Here is a 16,138-nt window from a genome sequence, read left to right as displayed (position 1 = left end):
TTTCTTCATTGCGTGCTGATGGGGAGAAGGAGGTTTTTGATGTTCAAAATGATGATTCCTCCAGTCGCAGTCCAATTCTGCAAAAGGTAGTTAGTTCACTTGAATGATCTTCTCATATTGAATATATTCGTGTAATGTTCGAATGACATCCGCTTGACTGCGATAATAACTTAGTAACTGAATTTTTTTTTGTATAATCTGATAGGGTAACATGGTATGAGAGGTGCCAAACACAAATAAATTCTCTCGGACAAGTTCATGCATAATCTCAGATAATGCACGATGCTGACTATGACCGTATTCTCCATTTAAATTATGTGTGACTATTTTTTGATAAGATTGATTATTCAATGTTTGTGTTAATTTTTGTTTCAACGAATTCCGATCAAAATCTCCTCCCCACAAATCAGGATAATTCCACATCTCATAAGAGACTCCCAATTCGGTCATTACTTTTTTGTACTCAACGGATCTCACAGGATGAGTCCCGTTCGTAAGGCAAATAACTTTCCATCCCTTCTCAATCAATAATGCATGTCCGCCAAAAATACATTCATCATCAGGATGTGCTACAACCATCAAATTATTTATTTTCATCATAGCACCAGCATGCTTACAGTTCTGAAAGTGATCCGAGAATAACATGATATTTATTTAACAAGTATTTATCTTGGTGGTTATGAACATAGGCAACTTGAACAGGACGTTTATTTAAATCAGGATCTTCAAATTTTCGGTCAAAATCAAGAATAAAATACGCTTCTGCATGGGGGTCGATTTCGTTGATTTCTTTGGGAAGTACAAAAATATGATTCTTATAGCTAATTTCCTTGGGAAGTTTGATATTTATCATCACTAACATACCTCCAACTAAATGTTCTATGTTTAATTTATTGAGAATTGTTCGGAAAAGAGTGTCTTGTATTTTTCAATCATTATCGGTGTGGTAAACAGATCTGTGCGTGAGACAAGATTGTCTAATTGAGTGGTTATTTCAGAATTTTTATCTTCCTGGAATGAAGATATGCATGCTTGCAAGTCCCCTCGGATATATGGATTAAATTGATATTTATAATCACCTAATATTTCTTTTATTCCACCAATGGAAGTACATATTACGGGCACTCGAGCAAACATAGCTTCTAATAAAACATATCCGAAGGATTCATACAGTGATGGTATGATAATTGCATCCATTTCTCTCAGCATAGTCCATTTTCTTTCTCCTTGACACAGACCTAAGAAATGAACACGATTGAGCATATTGGCACCTTCTATATAATCAAGGACTCCACTGAGGTAGAAGGGATCATCATTCCCACAAGCTATATACAACTCAACATCTTTATCCTTAACTGATGTTAAGCACTCCATGAGCCCTTTACGGTATTCCAATCTACCTATATAACCAAATTTCTTTCTATGATAAACGGTCTCCGAATCGGTTGTCGTACTTGGTGTTGTTTGATTTAAACCATTATAAATGACATGTGTTTTTTCCTTGAATTGAGGAAATATTTGGATAAGCTTGTTTTTACTATCTGATGAAACACATATAATTAAATCGGCTTTTTCACACATTCTCTGAAAGTCTTGATGAATATCTGATTTCCCAAATGGGTCTTCTAAATTATAAGGTTCAGTAGAGGGAATACAATGAATAACGTAAACCAGTCTTTTGTGTAGAAATATATCTTCATCCAACAAAGTCTGCATGCCATAATAATGAATTACACCGATATCGAAAGAGATGTCGTTTATCTTTTTTATACGCTCAAGGGGAATAGCTAGAATGTGATCCTTACCTGGGAAATCATCGATATATATATCAGATTTCATAGAATCATAAAGATATACGAAGCCTATATTATTTTCTTTTGCTGCATACCACTCATTGATATAGGTTCCAACACCACCGAATCGGTTTTTTCCAATTTCATTGGTGAAATGAATAATCTGATAATGCTTTTGAAAATTCATTTGAATCATGTTAAGAGCACTCCTTTCTCAAGTAGAGAATTTTCAATGTTATTAAAAAGTTGGTTATATTGATCTATCATTCTAGTTGAAGTGAATAAAGGCAATCTTTCTACTAATGCCATCGTATGAAGTTGAATATTTTCAGTGGAATCATTTTGGAAATATTGTATACAATCCTTTATTGTTTCAGGTTGATATGGATCAAACATATAGGGATGATTACCTGTAATCTCTGTGAATGCACCAGAATTGCTACATAATAACGGTGTTTGATGAGACATTGCTTCTATAACTACATAACCAAAAGGTTCATATAAAGAAGGTACAATCAGTGCGTCGATAAACTGTAGAAAGCTCTCTTTTCTTTCCCCTTGGCACCAGCCATGAAAATGAACTTTATCACCCATATCTGCTGCTTCTATAAAGGATAGAATTTGATTCAAATAAAAGGGATCTTCATTTCCACAAGCTATATGTAAATGAGCATTCAGACCGCGGAAAGCTTTTACTGTCTCTAACAAGCCCTTGCGATGATCTAGTCTTCCTAAAAAACCGAAATGTTTTTGTGATTGTTCTTTTCTTTGATACTGATTTGTAGGGTGTTGGAAATCCATCCCATTGTAGATCATATGAGTTTTTGGCTCTAATGATGGATAAATAGTAGTTAGTTTTTTTTGTTCTGATTTTGATATATTGACGATGACATCTGCTCTGCGGCAAGATTTTTCAAATTGTTCTTTAATTAAATGGTTCCCTCCGAATGGATCACGAAGGTCGTATGGTTCTGTAGTTGGTACAGAATGAACGATATAGACAAGTGGTTTATCTTGTAATATTTCTTCATTGATTAAAAAATCAAAAAAATAAAAATGTGACACTGCTATATCAAATGAAAGTTCCTTTAATCTATCCAGTTCATCATAAGAAACAGCAAGAATATTCTTCTGGCCGGGATATCGGGCTAGCGACAGATCTTCATCCGAATTATAAAAATGTACAAACCCGATCTCATCTGTATGGTGTGTATATAATTGATTGATGAAAGTAGCCATCCCTCCGACGATATAAGAACCAATTTCATTGGTAAAGTGAAGGACTTTATAACGATTTTTAAAGCCAATGTTTATCATGGCAGATCACCTCAGAAACATTTTTTTGCATAATAGTAGGTAATAAAGTGTTGTGCAAACGCATTCTTTTCCATTATACTACAAGAAATAATTAATTTCTTCCTTAAATCATATAATAATTGGTTATTGAATCAATTTCAAATAGATGGTATATTTTTATAAGGTGAAAAAAATGTAAATATGAGGTGAAATGGAGTTATGAGTGTAACAAACACAGCAACAACCAGTTACCATGTGCCCACGTACAATTCGTATGGAGGGTCGTCTTCTCAATCATCGTCTCGTACTGCCGGAAATGCAAACGTTTCCAGTACTATTAGAAGTAGCAGTACGTCAATTGCTTCATCAAGTTCTGTAAGGTCCACATCATCAAGTTATACTACATATACGAGCAGTGGTACATTGAAGCTTAACCAAAATCCAAGCAGTTCATCTACTTATTACCGTACAAATGCAAGTAACACCGCTTCTTCTTCGAGTGTGGTCCGATTCACAAATCCTAGTACTACGTATACTAATAGTGGTACTCTGTCTTCTTCGCTTACACCCAGCAGTTCAAGTACATATGCAAGCAGTTCAAGCAACAGTCTAAGCTCGTCAACTGTAGTTCGGTTTACCAGCGCCAGTACAACATATACGAGCAGTGGCACTCTTTCCTCCTCCCGCACACCAAGCAGTTCTTCTACTTACCATGGAACTTATATCAGCCAGCCAAAATCCACAGTTGCATCCGCTTCTACAGCTTCTAGTAGTGAATTTAACGATAAAAACTACAGAATGCTGTTGGATGCATTCCAGAGAAAAGAAGGAACTAATTTTGGTACATATGAGCTGATAAATTTAGCCCATCATCATGAAGAATATGCGATTAAGTTTTTGAATTATGCCGTCAACCAAGCTTATCATCCTGACACCTTCGCATTTATGCAGCCATGGGAAAGAGGCGAAGGAGGTAATCGACTACAGGATAAGATCGCAGAAATTAAGGCATTAAGTGTAACCCAAAGGAAAGCCAACTGGACTGCTGACTTTGCTAACGGATTTAAGAACGGTTTTACAGAAAGCATTACGGATTTGAAGGATGTGGCTGTCCAATTTTATAATGATCCTGTAGGGACAATTGAAGCAGGTGCTAAATATGTTATTGTAAATTTGAAAAATGAAGTAGAGAAGTTTATTGATAGCCCTGGAAAATATTTTGTAGATAAATGGGATAACGTAGCAGATGCGTATAATCATTTTAACAGTCTCAATGAAAACGAAAAAGCCAATTTCATAGGAAAATTGATTGGCGGCAATGTTGTTAATGCAGCAGTAGGAGCTGGTATTTCTGGTGCAACAAGTAAAGTTGTTGTTCGAGTGATTCAGCATATTGATGAAAAAAGAGCAATTAGAAGTGTTGAGAGCTACATGAAAGAAGAAATAAAGCTTCAAAAAATAACTGAGGATGCAAAAGACGGTCAGTTAGTTGATGAAATTGGTTTATCAATTGATAAAGTAATGAAAAGGGAAAAAACAGCAATAAAATTTTATGATACATTTAGATTATTGAATAATGATATAGATAATATTTCTGAGAATACCGGAATAAACAAAGAAGCCATCACTCGAATAAAAAATCATATATTTTTCGAATCGCATTTGCACAATAACGGTAGTGTTAAAAGGTTTGATCCTGATTATGAAATGGCAATGGCATGGGAGCGCCTTATAAATAATGAATATCTCGAAAAAGATATTCTCCTTCTCCATCATGAGCTATTTGAGTCCACATACATGAAACTAAATGGGGCTACCTATGAACAAGCTCATAGAGCATCTGAGGAATATTTTAGGTGGAATGAATCAGTTTACAAGATTCCATCTAATTATAAAGATGAATTTCCGAATATCCATGGTGATAAAACCACTAGAGAACAAGCGACTCAGAATTTGGAGAGATTAAAGACAGATCATGCATATAGACTAGAAGAAATGGAAAGAGCAGAGTCCGTTATTATGCATCAAGGATTGATCGGGGAGGATACAAGTTCTGCTAAAAACTATCTGAATAAACTTAAAGATATAGATCAATCTTATACGAGAGGATATGGTTCTACAACTACTGTAGAAAAAGCGAAGGATAATATGACAAAGTTATATGCGGACAATGAGTATAGGAATTCTGAAATTATACGTACACAAGAAGTTATTCAATACCGCAAACAATACGGTTTAGATGTATCCGCACAAGAAACCTGGTTAGAGAAATTATACAATATTCAATCTCAAACTAATGATAATCGTACAACCTCTAATAATACTTCCAAAAGCTCAAATTCTAGCACAAACTCTTCTTCAAATACTAACTCCAGTGGAGGCAGGAGTAGTACAGAAACTCAATCTACACCATCATTAGGATATGGAAGTAAAGGAGTCAGTACACAAGAAGCTCAGAAACATATGGAAAAAATAAACAATGATAGTTCGTTCAGAAACTCTGAAATCGAAAGGGCTGAAAAAGTTATAGAAGAAAGAAAAAAACAAGGCCTTGATGTTTCGGAACAAGTAGCGTATCTAAACAAGATATCTTAATTACGTATAGGGAGTGAGCAAATTGGGATATTACGTAGATATATTAAAAGTAAGTGAAGATAGTGAACATGTCATCTATGAATTTGGTCCTGACAAGGAAACTTTAGGCAAGCTTCGGCTAAATAAATTCACAAGAGAATATCAACTACTCCGTGAAGTTCCAGGTGGAATCACCAATCCTTACTGTGCTAAAACATTAATTAAATTATTTGAATTGTTGGATAATAATAAAGAATTTCCTGAGTATCTGTTTTATTGCTCTGGTAGATGATAGTGTCATTGCAGTTCACCAACTTATTATCTAAAAATTTCAAAACCTATTAAATAAGAGAACAGTCATAACTTGAACGTAAATAGGAAGAAGAAATCCAAACGCTATTTCAATGAAGATCTCATGCTGGTAAAGGAGGAATCATAAATGAGCAATCGGGAGCTAAGCAAGCAAATCTCCTATGCCCTCAGACATGCGCCTTGGGAATTTGAATTGGAACTGGATGAGAATGGCTGGGTAAGGCTTGAGCAACTGCTCAGTGCTTTTCGTTTGCAGCCCCAATGGCAGCAGTTAGAGGAAGCAGACATTCGAAATATGATCAATCATTCACCGAAGCAACGACATGAAATGAAGGATGGTAAAATTCGGGCGCTCTATGGGCATACTTTAAGTAAGAAAATGGTCAAAGAACAAAGTGAACCTCCGCCTGTATTATATCACGGTACTGCCAATCGATTCATGGCTGCGATAGAAAGAGAGGGACTTCTGCCAAGCGGCAGACAATATGTGCATATGTCCGCTGATCAGCCCACCGCACGAATCGTGGGGAAACGAAAAGATCCGGCTCCGGTGTTGCTGCAAATTGACGCCAGGCAAGCCCATATGGACGGTTATGCCTTTTATCTGGGCAACGACACGATATGGCTGGCAGATCAAATTCCGCCACGTTATCTCAAACGGATGCCGTTCGATCACGAGGAATCATGAGGCCCAATATTTTTAAATTCATGTTTTCCTGCCCATTCGGTCATCCTAACTCCATAGTTGTGTTTGGACATTGAAATCCGGCACAGCACATACCAATCATGTGTTAATTAAATTATTAATTTATGAGGTGTTTATATGGAACTTCACATAGACATTTTTAAAAGGGGAGAGGATTCAGAATATATGATCTATGAATTTGGGCCTAATCATAATCAGTTAGGAAAAGTAAAAATCAACAGGGAAACTAGAGAATATACTATGATAAATGAAGTTCCTGGCGGTTATACAAATATTTATTGCGCACAAGCTCTCTTTAAAATATTCAAAATATATGATAGTGAGAAAGAATTTCCTGAATATACGTTTTTCTCTTCTGGAAGATAAAATATACTTATCCCCATGCTGCAAGGACTTTGTTAGTTTGTTTTGTTCAGGAGGTTGAACATTACATTGACTCTTTCAGAAGCGATAGAAAGAGAGTGACTTCTGCCAAGCGACAGACAATATGTGCAAATGTCCGATAATCAGCCCACCGCTCGTCCAATATTTTTAAATTCATGTTTTTCAGCCGATTGGGTCATCCTAACTCCATAGCTGTGTTTGGATATGGATATCCGGCACATACCAATCGAGATGGAGGGAACGCAAGCCGATGAGCCGATTGAAACAGATTACCGACAATCATATGCAACTGCTGGAGCTGGAAGGACTGGTCAGACATTATGGACTGAGTGCCGAGTTTGTGGCAACTGCCCTGCTGGAGCAATGCAACCAGCAGCTCGGTGAGGAGGGTGGAGACCAGCAGAAGGGCAAGCAAGGACAGCAGAAGGATAAAAACCAGGATCAGCAGCAGAATAAGCAGGGCAAGGATAGTGGACAGCAGGACGATTCATGTGAAGAGCTGTCGCCTGAGGACAAGCAGGCGATGCAAGACTTTATCGAAGACCTCGAGCAATTTTGCGCCAAACTGTAAATGTATCCACACCGATCGCATCCTTGCGTCTTCCCTTCTGGGAACGCAAGGATTTTTTGTCTCTGCAAGTCAAGTTTGCTCCCTCTCTGTCAAACAGGCTACAATAAATAGAAAAGACGGAAGAGGGGACATGCTGCATGGCAAACCAAGAGAAAGACATGGCAAACCAAGAGACAGAAAAGGCATGGTATGAAGAAAGCTTTGGTGAAGACTATTTATTGGTATACAAGCACCGTGATGTCAGCGGGGCCTATGAAGAAGTAAAGAAAATGGTGAACTGGCTGGAACTGCCGGAAGGCGCGGCGATTCTCGATCTGTGCTGCGGGATGGGCAGACATTCTCTGGCGCTGAATGAATTCGGCTATGACGTAACGGGGGTAGATTTGTCGGAGACTCTTTTGCGCGAGGCGAAGAAAGCAGACGGTAAGCAAAGTGTAGAATGGCTGCAGGGCGATATGCGTGACGTGCCGCTGGATCAAAAGTTTGATGCGGTGGTGAATCTGTTCACCTCCTTCGGATACTTCGAGCAAGATCAAGAGAACGCGCGCGTCCTGCATGAAATAGAGAGACTGCTTGCCCCGGGAGGGAAATTCATTATTGATTTCCTGAATCCGCAATATGTGAAGGATCATCTCGTTCCTTACTCGGAAAAAGAAAATGAAGGGATTCGCATTGAAGAGAATCGGCGCATTTCCAGTGACGGCCGATTTGTTCAGAAGACGATTACCGTCAATCCCGAGCATCATCCTCGTCAGTATGAGGAGCGGGTACGGTTATATACACAGGCAGATTTTCAGGCATTGCTGGAAAATACCTCGCTTCAGATCTCGCATGTCTATGGCGGGTACAATCAGGAGAGCTATGATCCTGCCCGTTCTCCCCGCATGATACTGGTGGGGGCCAAGATAGGGAAGGAAAGAAAGCAAGAGGAGTATGGAAAGCAAGGGGTGTCGCCATCTTGACAAAGAATACGATTACCCGTCATGGGGAATGGATTCAAATTAAAAGTCCCGTTCATTTCCCCTTGCAGTGGGTGAACAGTTACTTGTTCCCGGAAGAAGAGGGGTATACGCTCGTCGATCCAGGGCTGCACACAGAGCAAAATATCCAGCACTGGCAAGAGACGCTGTCCGAGCTGGGCATCAGGATGACACAGATCCGGCGCATCGTACTCACCCATCACCATCCTGACCATTATGGCCTGAGCGGGTGGATGCAGCAACAGAGCGGGGCTGAGGTATGGATGTCTGAGACCGCATGGAAGCAGACGCAGTTCATGTGGGGAGAGCAGGAGACAGTGAGCACTGATCTTCCGAAGTTGTTCGCCCGGCACGGTTATCCTGACGATTTGCAACCAGACATGCACAAGCATATTCAGGGTTTTATCATGAAGACAGTGCCTCATCCAGAGGTAAAGTTCTTCAAGCTGGACGCTCCCTTTATTCTTGGGGGCCGATGTTATGAAATGATCGAGTCCCATGGTCATGCCAGCGGACATATCAGCTTTTATGATGCAGATCGAGGCGTTATCTTCTGTGGCGATCAGGTGCTGCCCAGAATTTCTCCGAATATCAGTTATTTGCCGGGTCAGGACCCCGATCCTTTGCAATCGTATCTGTCCAGCCTGGAGCAAATGGCCACCTTGTCAGTCGTTCAGGCGTATCCCGGACATCGGGAACCGTTCCAGCATTTTCAGTCGAGAGCGCAGGAACTGATCAAGCACCATGAGGTCAGACTGGCACACATTCATCGATTGGCTGTGGAATCTGATATTACCGCCTATGACATTTGCCAGCAAACGTTTGGAGATCGACTGACGGTGCATCAGATGCGATTTGCGATGTCGGAAATGATTGCGCATCTGGTCTATCTGGCGAAAAAAGGTCAGCTTCAGGTGCAAGAGACGGACGGTCTCCTCCGGTATCGCGCAGCAAACTAGAGAGACAAGATCAATCGAGATTTCATTTCAATCGAGATGCAAGATGCATGTCCAATCCAAAACGACCGATGACGAGCCTAGATGTCATCGGTCGTTTGTGTTTCCCGCTCTTCCTGTTTGCGGTGTGCAATTCGGCTGCTGGCAGCTGCGGCAATGGCACCGACGATGTCATCCAGAAAGGTATGAATCGGCTGATCCGTCTTGTCATTCAGCTTGACCAGAATGCCGGGCTTCATCTTGTCGATATAGCCAAAATTCGTAAAGCCGATGCTGCCATAGACGTTGACGATGGATAGCGCCAGAATTTCATCTACTCCGTACAATCCTTCATCATGCTCAATCATTTCCTGCAGGGCAGGGATCAGCGCATTCTGCTCTGCCAGGATATCGAGTTGAATACCGGTAAGAATGGCGTTCTGCACCTCGCGCTTGTTGAGAACACGCTCAATACTTTGTTCACATTCCTGCATCGTCAGGTCAGGGAAATAGTCCTTCTGCAAAAACAATACCAGCTCCGCCACCTCCCGGATGTCTATGCCTCTTTCCTTCAGCAGTCGGAATGTTTCCGCTTTTACTTTCTCACTGTCCAGACTGTACGGCTTGGCTTTCATTGAAAATCGGTCCTTTCTTCGCTTCGAATTAGCATGGGATGATCTGAGGGATTGACCTGTGGATACTGCGTGTAGTGTTTCCTCTGGATCACGAAAACATGAATGAAACGTACAAAAGAATCAGAAGCATTCACGCTTGGACAAAAAGTAGTTATAAAACAAGCGTAGGCTCGTATACATATACTACAAACCAATAGGGAGGAATCTTTCATGAAAACAAATAAATGGCGTCGGACAGCGATCTTCAGTTTTATCCTGATGCTCATTTTGTCAGGATGCTCATTGATCGGGTCAAACCAGGAAAACCGGTCGATTGATCCGCCTCCTGAACAAGAATCCACGGAACTGGAAGAAACCATGTCATGGGGAGAAGAAGGGGATGTTGGCTCAGACATGCCGGTGACCTTGTATGTAAAGGATGCCCAGGACTATGTCGTGCCTGTGACCATCCGTATTCCGCACAGCGAGGGAGTAGCCAAGCAAGTGCTGGCTTATATGGTCGATCAGGGGCCTGGCATGGAACAGCTGCCGCATGGTTTCACCCCGATCTTGCCTGCCGGAACAGAAGTGTTGGGCATGGATATTATTGAAGACAAGAACCTGGCCATCGTTGACTTCTCTGAGCATTTCACCAGCTATAATCCGGGGGATGAACGGCATCTGCTGGAAGCGGTCACCTGGGCGCTAACCAGTTATGACGCGATCGATCAGGTACAGATTTGGGTAGAAGGAGAGCCGCTGAAGGAAATGCCGGTAAACGGTACCCCGCTGGACGATGCCCTGACGAGAGCAATGGGGATCAATCTGGAAAAGGTGGATGGTGTGAATCTGGCTCAAGCCAGTGCGGTCACCCTCTATTTTCAAAATAAAACCGATGATCAGATGGCGTATCTTGTTCCCGTTACGCGTCTTGTAGACTATTCCGATAATTTGGCTGAAGCTTCCATGAAACAGTGGCTGAACGGACCCTTGCCACTCTCCAGTCTCATCTCCTTGACGGCGGCAGATACGAAGCTGCTCGGTATCCAGCAAGCGGAAGGGCACATTGAGGTGGAACTGGATGCGAGTGTGGCTGCGATGACAGGAGGCGTGGTTAGTGAAGATTTGATCCAGTCGATTGTTCTCTCCCTCACAGAAACGACAGGCGCCTCGCACGTGCAGGTGATGATGGGCGGAAAGGGTGCCATCCAGACAGATGAAGGAAATGTATATGCGTCACCGGTCACTCGTCCAACCGAAGTGAACAGTCTGGAATTGTAGCATCGTTCTTCATTCAAATTGCAGCCATTCAGAATAGGTGGCATTCAACAACAGGTATATGTAAGTCAACACATGATCGATCAAAGCCGAGGAAGCCGCATGCGTGCCTTCTCGGTTTTTCTATATTTTCATTTTTTCCAGAAACTTTGCGATTTGAATGGCGTATACCATTAAGGGGTGAGAGAATGAAAAAAATCGTAAGTTTGTTTCTTGTACTTGCCAGTGTAGTGGTGAACGGCATGTATCCTGTGAGTACATCTGCCCATGCAGCTCTTTCGGTTCTGATAAACGGCGTACCTCAGAGTAACCAGGATTATATGATCGTGGATGGGCGAACGTTGATTAAACTAAGGGCCTTGACCGATCCGTCATGGCTTGTTTTTGCCTATGATCCCAAGACACGTATCGTCATGTTTCATACGAAAGATCACAGCATGTATGTCTACCTGCGAGAGGGAGAACAGACAGCCACGGTCAACGATAAGCAGGTTCCGCTGGATACCGCGGTCGTGAACAAGGACGGCTTTACATATGTGCCGCTTCGTTTCGTGGGCGAGACCTTAGGTGCGTACGTCGATTATGTCACTGAAGACCATCGCGTCATCGTTCGTACACCAGCGGCGCAGGCTCAATACGAGACACTCATGCATGGGGATCTGACAGAAGCAAGAAAAATGGCGATCGCATTGCCCAAAAAGAAAAGTGCCGACGTACCGGAATTGGCACATGGAGAAGGATATCATAGTACGGCGTATTTTTTTCCAGAAGGTGAGGCCCTGCGTTTTATTGTGGATGATGCGGGCTACAGTCAAAGATATTACGAAGTGTCTGATCAAGGCTTTGCCGTACTGAAATGGCAGATGGATCTGATCGCTGAACGCGAATGGGGGACCAACCCGGCGTTTAAACGATACGTATACTTTGATGATCATTTTATGGCTCAGCTCTTGTTTTATGGCTTGGTGGATGAACATGGGGAATATCAGAATGTGCGCGAAATTTATTATGGTGAAGACCGCATGATCCTGCTCCCGATCGAAGGGGAATTGCGTGTGGATGCGAAGTCTTAACGCACATATGGCGAAACAGGCGTAGTCTGCAAAACTGTATGAAGGACGACACAACAAATGGTGTCTTTCATGCAGTTTTTTCATGGGAACAACACATACTACAACGAGTGAACGCTGCCGTCTTCTTGTGTTATAATGAATGTCAATCCTGGCTTTGTTAAAATAAGGGAGTCGGACGAAGCCTTACAATTGCAGCCAGTGAGCGTATAGGAGGAGCATAATGTTGCGAGTAGACAGTAGAAAAGCAGATGAACTGAGAACCATCACCATGACCCCCCATGTAAATAAATATGCGGAAGGTTCCGTCATGATCGAAGCCGGGGACACGAAGGTCATATGCACAGCGAGTGTAGAGGAACGGGTACCCCCTTTTCTGAAAGGACAAGGCAAAGGCTGGGTAACCGCAGAATATTCCATGCTGCCAAGAGCCACCCAGACGCGCAACCAGCGGGAAGCGAATCGCGGGAAGCTCAGTGGCAGAACGATGGAAATCCAGCGTTTGATCGGTCGGGCGCTGCGGTCCGTCGTCAATCTGGAAGCGCTGGGAGAGCGGACGATCCATTTGGATTGTGATGTCATCCAGGCCGATGGAGGAACAAGAACAACTTCGATTACGGGTGCATTTGTGGCGCTGGCCTTGGCTGTTGGGAAGATCAGCGAGCAGCACAAGCTGAACAAATTTCCGATTACCGATTATTTGGCATCCGTCAGTGTCGGCATTGTGGGCAACCAGGCCATGCTGGATCTGAATTATGCGGAGGATTCCACAGCAAAAGTAGATATGAATGTCGTCATGACCGGCAAAGGTGCTTTCGTGGAACTGCAAGGGACAGGCGAAGAGGCACCTTTTACGAAGGATGAGCTGAACAGCATGATGGGGCTGGCAGAGAAAGGCATCCAGGACATGATCGAACGGCAAAAGCAGGTACTGGGCACCATTGGAGACAAGATTGGAGCCGTGACCCATGCCTGATTCCCAGCCTCAAACCATCGTGATTGCATCGGGAAACAAAGGAAAGATTGCTGAATTTAAAACTTTGCTGGAGCCGCTTGGTTATACGATCAAGGGCCTCCCGGATTTTCCGGAGGCGCCAGAGGTGGTAGAGGACGGACGAACTTTTGAAGAGAACTCGTTGAAAAAGGCGAGGGAAACATCCGCGTTCCTGCAGGTTCCGGTGCTGGCCGATGATTCCGGCTTATGTGTTCATGCTCTGGATGACGCTCCGGGCGTTTACTCGGCGAGATATGCCGGTGAGCAGGCAACAGATGCGGAAAACAATGCCAAGCTGCTGCGCGAGATGGAAGGAATGGAGCAGCGAGAAGCGCGATTTGTCTGTGTGCTGTCTTATGTGGATGCCAAGATGGGCACGGAACACGCGGTACGAGGGGAATGTGAGGGCATGATCCAGCAAGAGCCAAGTGGCGAGCACGGGTTTGGATATGACCCATTATTTTATGTGCCACAGCTGGACAAAACATTCGCAGAAGCGGCTCCAGATGAGAAAAACCAGGTCAGCCACCGGGCGAGAGCCTTTATGAAAATGAAAGATTATTTGGCTGCCCAAATCGGGAAGCCATCACCATAGCTGCTGGATTCATTGTTATTTCAACCCCAAAAACCTGCTGTTGGATGCCATCACGGTTGTGAGCTGTGAGGGACCTGCAGCAGGTTTTTTTGAGTGGCTATTTATGTGACCCGGAACCATTACAGGTTGCCGTCGAGTTTCAGCTGGTACCCTTCATTCAGACGACACGTACTTCATAGTGCTTCAGCCAATAATTGACTTGAGCAAGATAAGCAAACATTTGCGGTCCGGTCATGAGTTGGCCGAACCAGGGGATATTGAATTGATCCTGGGAAGCATGGGCCCACTTCTTCAACTGCTCCACGTTGATAAAAGGTAGGATCGGCGAATCGGGATCTTCGAGGATGTCTGCCATCCATGCCTTCACACCGGCCGCGTAATTGGGATTGTGTGTTTTGGGGTAAGGGCTTTTCTTGCGCTTTAGCACATCCTCTGGCAATACGCCTCTCAGTGCCCTGCGTAAAATGCCTTTTTCCCGCTCACCTGCCGTTTTCATCTCCCAGGGAATGTTCCATACATATTCGATCAAGCGATGATCACAAAAAGGAACGCGAACCTCTAGCCCGACACGCATGCTCATGCGATCCTTGCGGTCCAGCAGAGTGGGCATAAAGCGTGTAATATTCAGATAGGACATTTCTCTCATTCGTTTCTGTTCGGCTGTTTCTCCCTGCAGATGCGGCACTTCCGCGAGTGCTTCCTGATATCGTCTGCTCACATACTGTTCAGGCTGGATCATGTCGATCAGCAGCGGGGACATAACCGCCATCCGTTCCTTCAGCTTGAGAGACCACGGGAAGGTATCGGCCTGTAGCGCATCTTCCCGATGAAACCAAGGATACCCGCCGAACACTTCATCTGCCGCTTCCCCGGATATCGCGACCGTGGCCTCCTTCTTGATTTCCCGGCAGAACAGCAGCAGGGAGGCATCGACATCTGCCATTCCCGGCAGATCCCGTGCATGAACGACATCCTGCAGTGCGCCGATCAACTCCGGGGTATCAAATTCAATCCGGTGGTGCTCCGTGCCGAGATATTCTGTCATGCGCTGAATCCAGGGCTGGTCACTGTTCGGGGTAAATGCACTGGATTTGAAATGCTTATCATTGTCTGCATAGTCGACGGAAAACGTATGGATGGGCGCTTTGCCATCCTGCTTGTATTTATTAGAGGCGAGGGTAGTCAGTGCACTGGAATCCAATCCGCCTGACAGCAACGTACAGACAGGAACATCGGAGATCAGCTGTCGCTGTACGGTATCCTCCAGAATGCCCTGCACGACCGCTGCGGTATGTTCAATGGCATGTTCGTGTGCGGCACTCGTCAGTTTCCAGTACGGGTACAGGGAGGTGCCGCTGTGGGTAAATTCCAGGAAATAGCCGGGCTTCAGTTCATTCATGTTGCGGTAGACCCCGTGTCCGGGCGTTCGTGCGGGTCCCATCGCAAATATTTCCGCCAAACCTTCTGCATCGATTTCCGGCTGAAAGGCAGGATGAGCCAGAATAGACTTGGGCTCCGAGCCGAACAGAAGGGCACCGTGCGCATCGGAATAAAACAGGGGCTTTACCCCGACCCGATCACGGGCAAGGAAGCATTTTTTTTCCTTCTCATCCCACACCGCAAATGCAAAAATGCCGTTTAACCGATCGAGGCATTTCTTTCCCCACTCCATATACGCCAGCAACAGAACTTCCGTGTCGCAGTGTGTCTGAAACGTGTAGCCCAGACAACGCAGTTCCTGCCGAAGTTCTGGCGCATTATACAACTCGCCATTATAAGCAATCGTATATTTCCACGGTCCAATTTGTCTGCTCATGGGCTGGGCGCCATTTTCCGGATCAATGACGCTCAGTCGCCGATGGCCGAGGCCGCAATGTTCAGATAAAAAAATCCCCTCGGCATCAGGACCGCGCGGAATCATGGTTTTTGTCATTTCCTCCAGCAATTTCGGATAGTGCCTGAGATCCTTTTTCCAATCCACCCATCCGGTAATCCCGCACATGTTCTTCATTCCTCTCTTCAGATCTGTGAGCTGC

General features: G+C 43.9%; 17 protein-coding genes. 11 read left to right on the top strand and 6 right to left on the bottom strand.

Annotated features, from left to right (window positions below; genetic code table 11):
- Positions 1-90: 90 nt before the first annotated feature.
- From ACFSUC_RS02845 to ACFSUC_RS02830, 4 genes are read right to left on the bottom strand one after another with little or no spacing between them, the layout of a single operon-like run.
- Positions 91-600 (bottom strand): PIG-L deacetylase family protein, encoded by a 510-nt coding sequence (locus tag ACFSUC_RS02845; RefSeq protein WP_379927935.1) that lies wholly within the window; start codon positions 598-600, stop codon positions 91-93.
- 13 nt (positions 601-613) lie between these two features.
- Positions 614-853 carry a hypothetical protein gene (locus ACFSUC_RS02840; protein WP_379927934.1) on the bottom strand — a complete coding sequence of 80 codons (240 nt, stop codon included), beginning with the start codon at positions 851-853 and terminating at the stop codon, positions 614-616.
- A 32-nt stretch (positions 854-885) separates the two neighbouring features.
- A complete protein-coding gene (locus ACFSUC_RS02835) occupies positions 886-1,989 on the bottom strand; it encodes a glycosyltransferase family 4 protein (protein ID WP_379927933.1) in 1,104 nt (367 codons plus the stop codon).
- Complete coding sequence (locus ACFSUC_RS02830; RefSeq protein ID WP_379927932.1) at positions 1,986-3,110, bottom strand: glycosyltransferase family 4 protein; 1,125 nt, start codon at positions 3,108-3,110, stop codon at positions 1,986-1,988. The genes ACFSUC_RS02835 and ACFSUC_RS02830 overlap by 4 nt, the downstream gene beginning before the upstream one ends.
- A gap of 402 nt (positions 3,111-3,512) precedes the next feature.
- Between ACFSUC_RS02830 and ACFSUC_RS02825 the strand changes: the two genes are divergently transcribed.
- From ACFSUC_RS02825 to ACFSUC_RS02795, 7 genes are all read left to right on the top strand, one after another.
- Entirely contained in the window at positions 3,513-5,684 is a 2,172-nt protein-coding gene (locus ACFSUC_RS02825) for a hypothetical protein (RefSeq protein ID WP_379927931.1), read from the top strand.
- 22 nt (positions 5,685-5,706) lie between these two features.
- Positions 5,707-5,955 (top strand): hypothetical protein, encoded by a 249-nt coding sequence (locus tag ACFSUC_RS02820; protein WP_379927930.1) that lies wholly within the window; start codon positions 5,707-5,709, stop codon positions 5,953-5,955.
- Positions 5,956-6,102: 147 nt separating this feature from the next.
- The gene (locus ACFSUC_RS02815; protein WP_379927929.1) at positions 6,103-6,663 is read left to right on the top strand and encodes an RNA 2'-phosphotransferase; all 561 of its coding nucleotides are present in this window, start codon (positions 6,103-6,105) and stop codon (positions 6,661-6,663) included.
- A gap of 135 nt (positions 6,664-6,798) precedes the next feature.
- On the top strand, positions 6,799-7,047 hold the full coding sequence (locus ACFSUC_RS02810; RefSeq protein WP_379927928.1) for a hypothetical protein: 249 nt from the start codon (positions 6,799-6,801) through the stop codon (positions 7,045-7,047).
- A gap of 268 nt (positions 7,048-7,315) precedes the next feature.
- A complete protein-coding gene (locus ACFSUC_RS02805; protein ID WP_379927927.1) occupies positions 7,316-7,636 on the top strand; it encodes a hypothetical protein in 321 nt (106 codons plus the stop codon).
- Between the two features lie 137 nt (positions 7,637-7,773).
- Positions 7,774-8,598, top strand: a complete 825-nt coding sequence (locus tag ACFSUC_RS02800) for a class I SAM-dependent methyltransferase (RefSeq protein WP_379927926.1) — start codon at positions 7,774-7,776, stop codon at positions 8,596-8,598.
- Complete coding sequence (locus ACFSUC_RS02795) at positions 8,595-9,575, top strand: MBL fold metallo-hydrolase (protein WP_379927924.1); 981 nt, start codon at positions 8,595-8,597, stop codon at positions 9,573-9,575. The genes ACFSUC_RS02800 and ACFSUC_RS02795 overlap by 4 nt, the downstream gene beginning before the upstream one ends.
- 77 nt (positions 9,576-9,652) lie before the next feature.
- On the opposite strand, the gene ACFSUC_RS02790 is transcribed toward ACFSUC_RS02795, so the two are convergent.
- Positions 9,653-10,186, bottom strand: a complete 534-nt coding sequence (locus ACFSUC_RS02790) for a phosphatidylglycerophosphatase A family protein (protein WP_379927922.1) — start codon at positions 10,184-10,186, stop codon at positions 9,653-9,655.
- A gap of 210 nt (positions 10,187-10,396) precedes the next feature.
- Here ACFSUC_RS02790 and ACFSUC_RS02785 point away from each other — a divergent pair, with 210 nt between their 5' ends.
- The 4 genes from ACFSUC_RS02785 to ACFSUC_RS02770 all read left to right on the top strand — a co-directional run bounded on the left by ACFSUC_RS02785 (position 10,397) and on the right by ACFSUC_RS02770 (position 14,102).
- Positions 10,397-11,446 (top strand): GerMN domain-containing protein, encoded by a 1,050-nt coding sequence (locus ACFSUC_RS02785; protein WP_379927921.1) that lies wholly within the window; start codon positions 10,397-10,399, stop codon positions 11,444-11,446.
- 185 nt (positions 11,447-11,631) lie between these two features.
- Positions 11,632-12,516 carry a copper amine oxidase N-terminal domain-containing protein gene (locus ACFSUC_RS02780; protein ID WP_379927920.1) on the top strand — a complete coding sequence of 295 codons (885 nt, stop codon included), beginning with the start codon at positions 11,632-11,634 and terminating at the stop codon, positions 12,514-12,516.
- A gap of 220 nt (positions 12,517-12,736) precedes the next feature.
- Positions 12,737-13,489: a ribonuclease PH gene (rph, locus tag ACFSUC_RS02775; protein WP_379927919.1), complete on the top strand. Its 753-nt coding sequence runs from the start codon at positions 12,737-12,739 to the stop codon at positions 13,487-13,489.
- Entirely contained in the window at positions 13,482-14,102 is a 621-nt protein-coding gene (locus ACFSUC_RS02770; RefSeq protein ID WP_379927918.1) for an XTP/dITP diphosphatase, read from the top strand. The genes rph and ACFSUC_RS02770 overlap by 8 nt, the downstream gene beginning before the upstream one ends.
- A gap of 157 nt (positions 14,103-14,259) precedes the next feature.
- On the opposite strand, the gene asnB is transcribed toward ACFSUC_RS02770, so the two are convergent.
- Complete coding sequence (asnB, locus tag ACFSUC_RS02765; RefSeq protein WP_379927917.1) at positions 14,260-16,104, bottom strand: asparagine synthase (glutamine-hydrolyzing); 1,845 nt, start codon at positions 16,102-16,104, stop codon at positions 14,260-14,262.
- Positions 16,105-16,138 lie beyond the last annotated feature (34 nt).

The sequence above is a fragment of the Marinicrinis sediminis genome, from assembly GCF_042685085.1.
GTDB lineage: Bacteria > Bacillota > Bacilli > Paenibacillales > KCTC-33676 > Marinicrinis > Marinicrinis sediminis.
This window is presented reverse-complemented; position numbering and strand designations above follow the sequence as displayed.

Excerpts from the sequence above, each read along its gene's own strand:
- ACFSUC_RS02800 (WP_379927926.1), top strand. The coding sequence starts at position 7,774 with ATGGCAAACCAAGAGAAAGACATGGCAAACCAAGAGACAGAAAAGGCA.
- asnB (WP_379927917.1), bottom strand. The coding sequence starts at position 16,104 with ATGTGCGGGATTACCGGATGGGTGGATTGGAAAAAGGATCTCAGGCAC.
- ACFSUC_RS02780 (WP_379927920.1), top strand. The coding sequence starts at position 11,632 with ATGAAAAAAATCGTAAGTTTGTTTCTTGTACTTGCCAGTGTAGTGGTG.
- ACFSUC_RS02805 (WP_379927927.1), top strand. The coding sequence starts at position 7,316 with ATGAGCCGATTGAAACAGATTACCGACAATCATATGCAACTGCTGGAG.
- rph (WP_379927919.1), top strand. The coding sequence starts at position 12,737 with ATGTTGCGAGTAGACAGTAGAAAAGCAGATGAACTGAGAACCATCACC.
- ACFSUC_RS02790 (WP_379927922.1), bottom strand. The coding sequence starts at position 10,186 with ATGAAAGCCAAGCCGTACAGTCTGGACAGTGAGAAAGTAAAAGCGGAA.
- ACFSUC_RS02835 (WP_379927933.1), bottom strand. The coding sequence starts at position 1,989 with ATGATTCAAATGAATTTTCAAAAGCATTATCAGATTATTCATTTCACC.
- ACFSUC_RS02770 (WP_379927918.1), top strand. The coding sequence starts at position 13,482 with ATGCCTGATTCCCAGCCTCAAACCATCGTGATTGCATCGGGAAACAAA.
- ACFSUC_RS02815 (WP_379927929.1), top strand. The coding sequence starts at position 6,103 with ATGAGCAATCGGGAGCTAAGCAAGCAAATCTCCTATGCCCTCAGACAT.
- ACFSUC_RS02785 (WP_379927921.1), top strand. The coding sequence starts at position 10,397 with ATGAAAACAAATAAATGGCGTCGGACAGCGATCTTCAGTTTTATCCTG.
- ACFSUC_RS02810 (WP_379927928.1), top strand. The coding sequence starts at position 6,799 with ATGGAACTTCACATAGACATTTTTAAAAGGGGAGAGGATTCAGAATAT.
- ACFSUC_RS02845 (WP_379927935.1), bottom strand. The coding sequence starts at position 600 with ATGATGAAAATAAATAATTTGATGGTTGTAGCACATCCTGATGATGAA.
- ACFSUC_RS02840 (WP_379927934.1), bottom strand. The coding sequence starts at position 853 with ATGATAAATATCAAACTTCCCAAGGAAATTAGCTATAAGAATCATATT.
- ACFSUC_RS02830 (WP_379927932.1), bottom strand. The coding sequence starts at position 3,110 with ATGATAAACATTGGCTTTAAAAATCGTTATAAAGTCCTTCACTTTACC.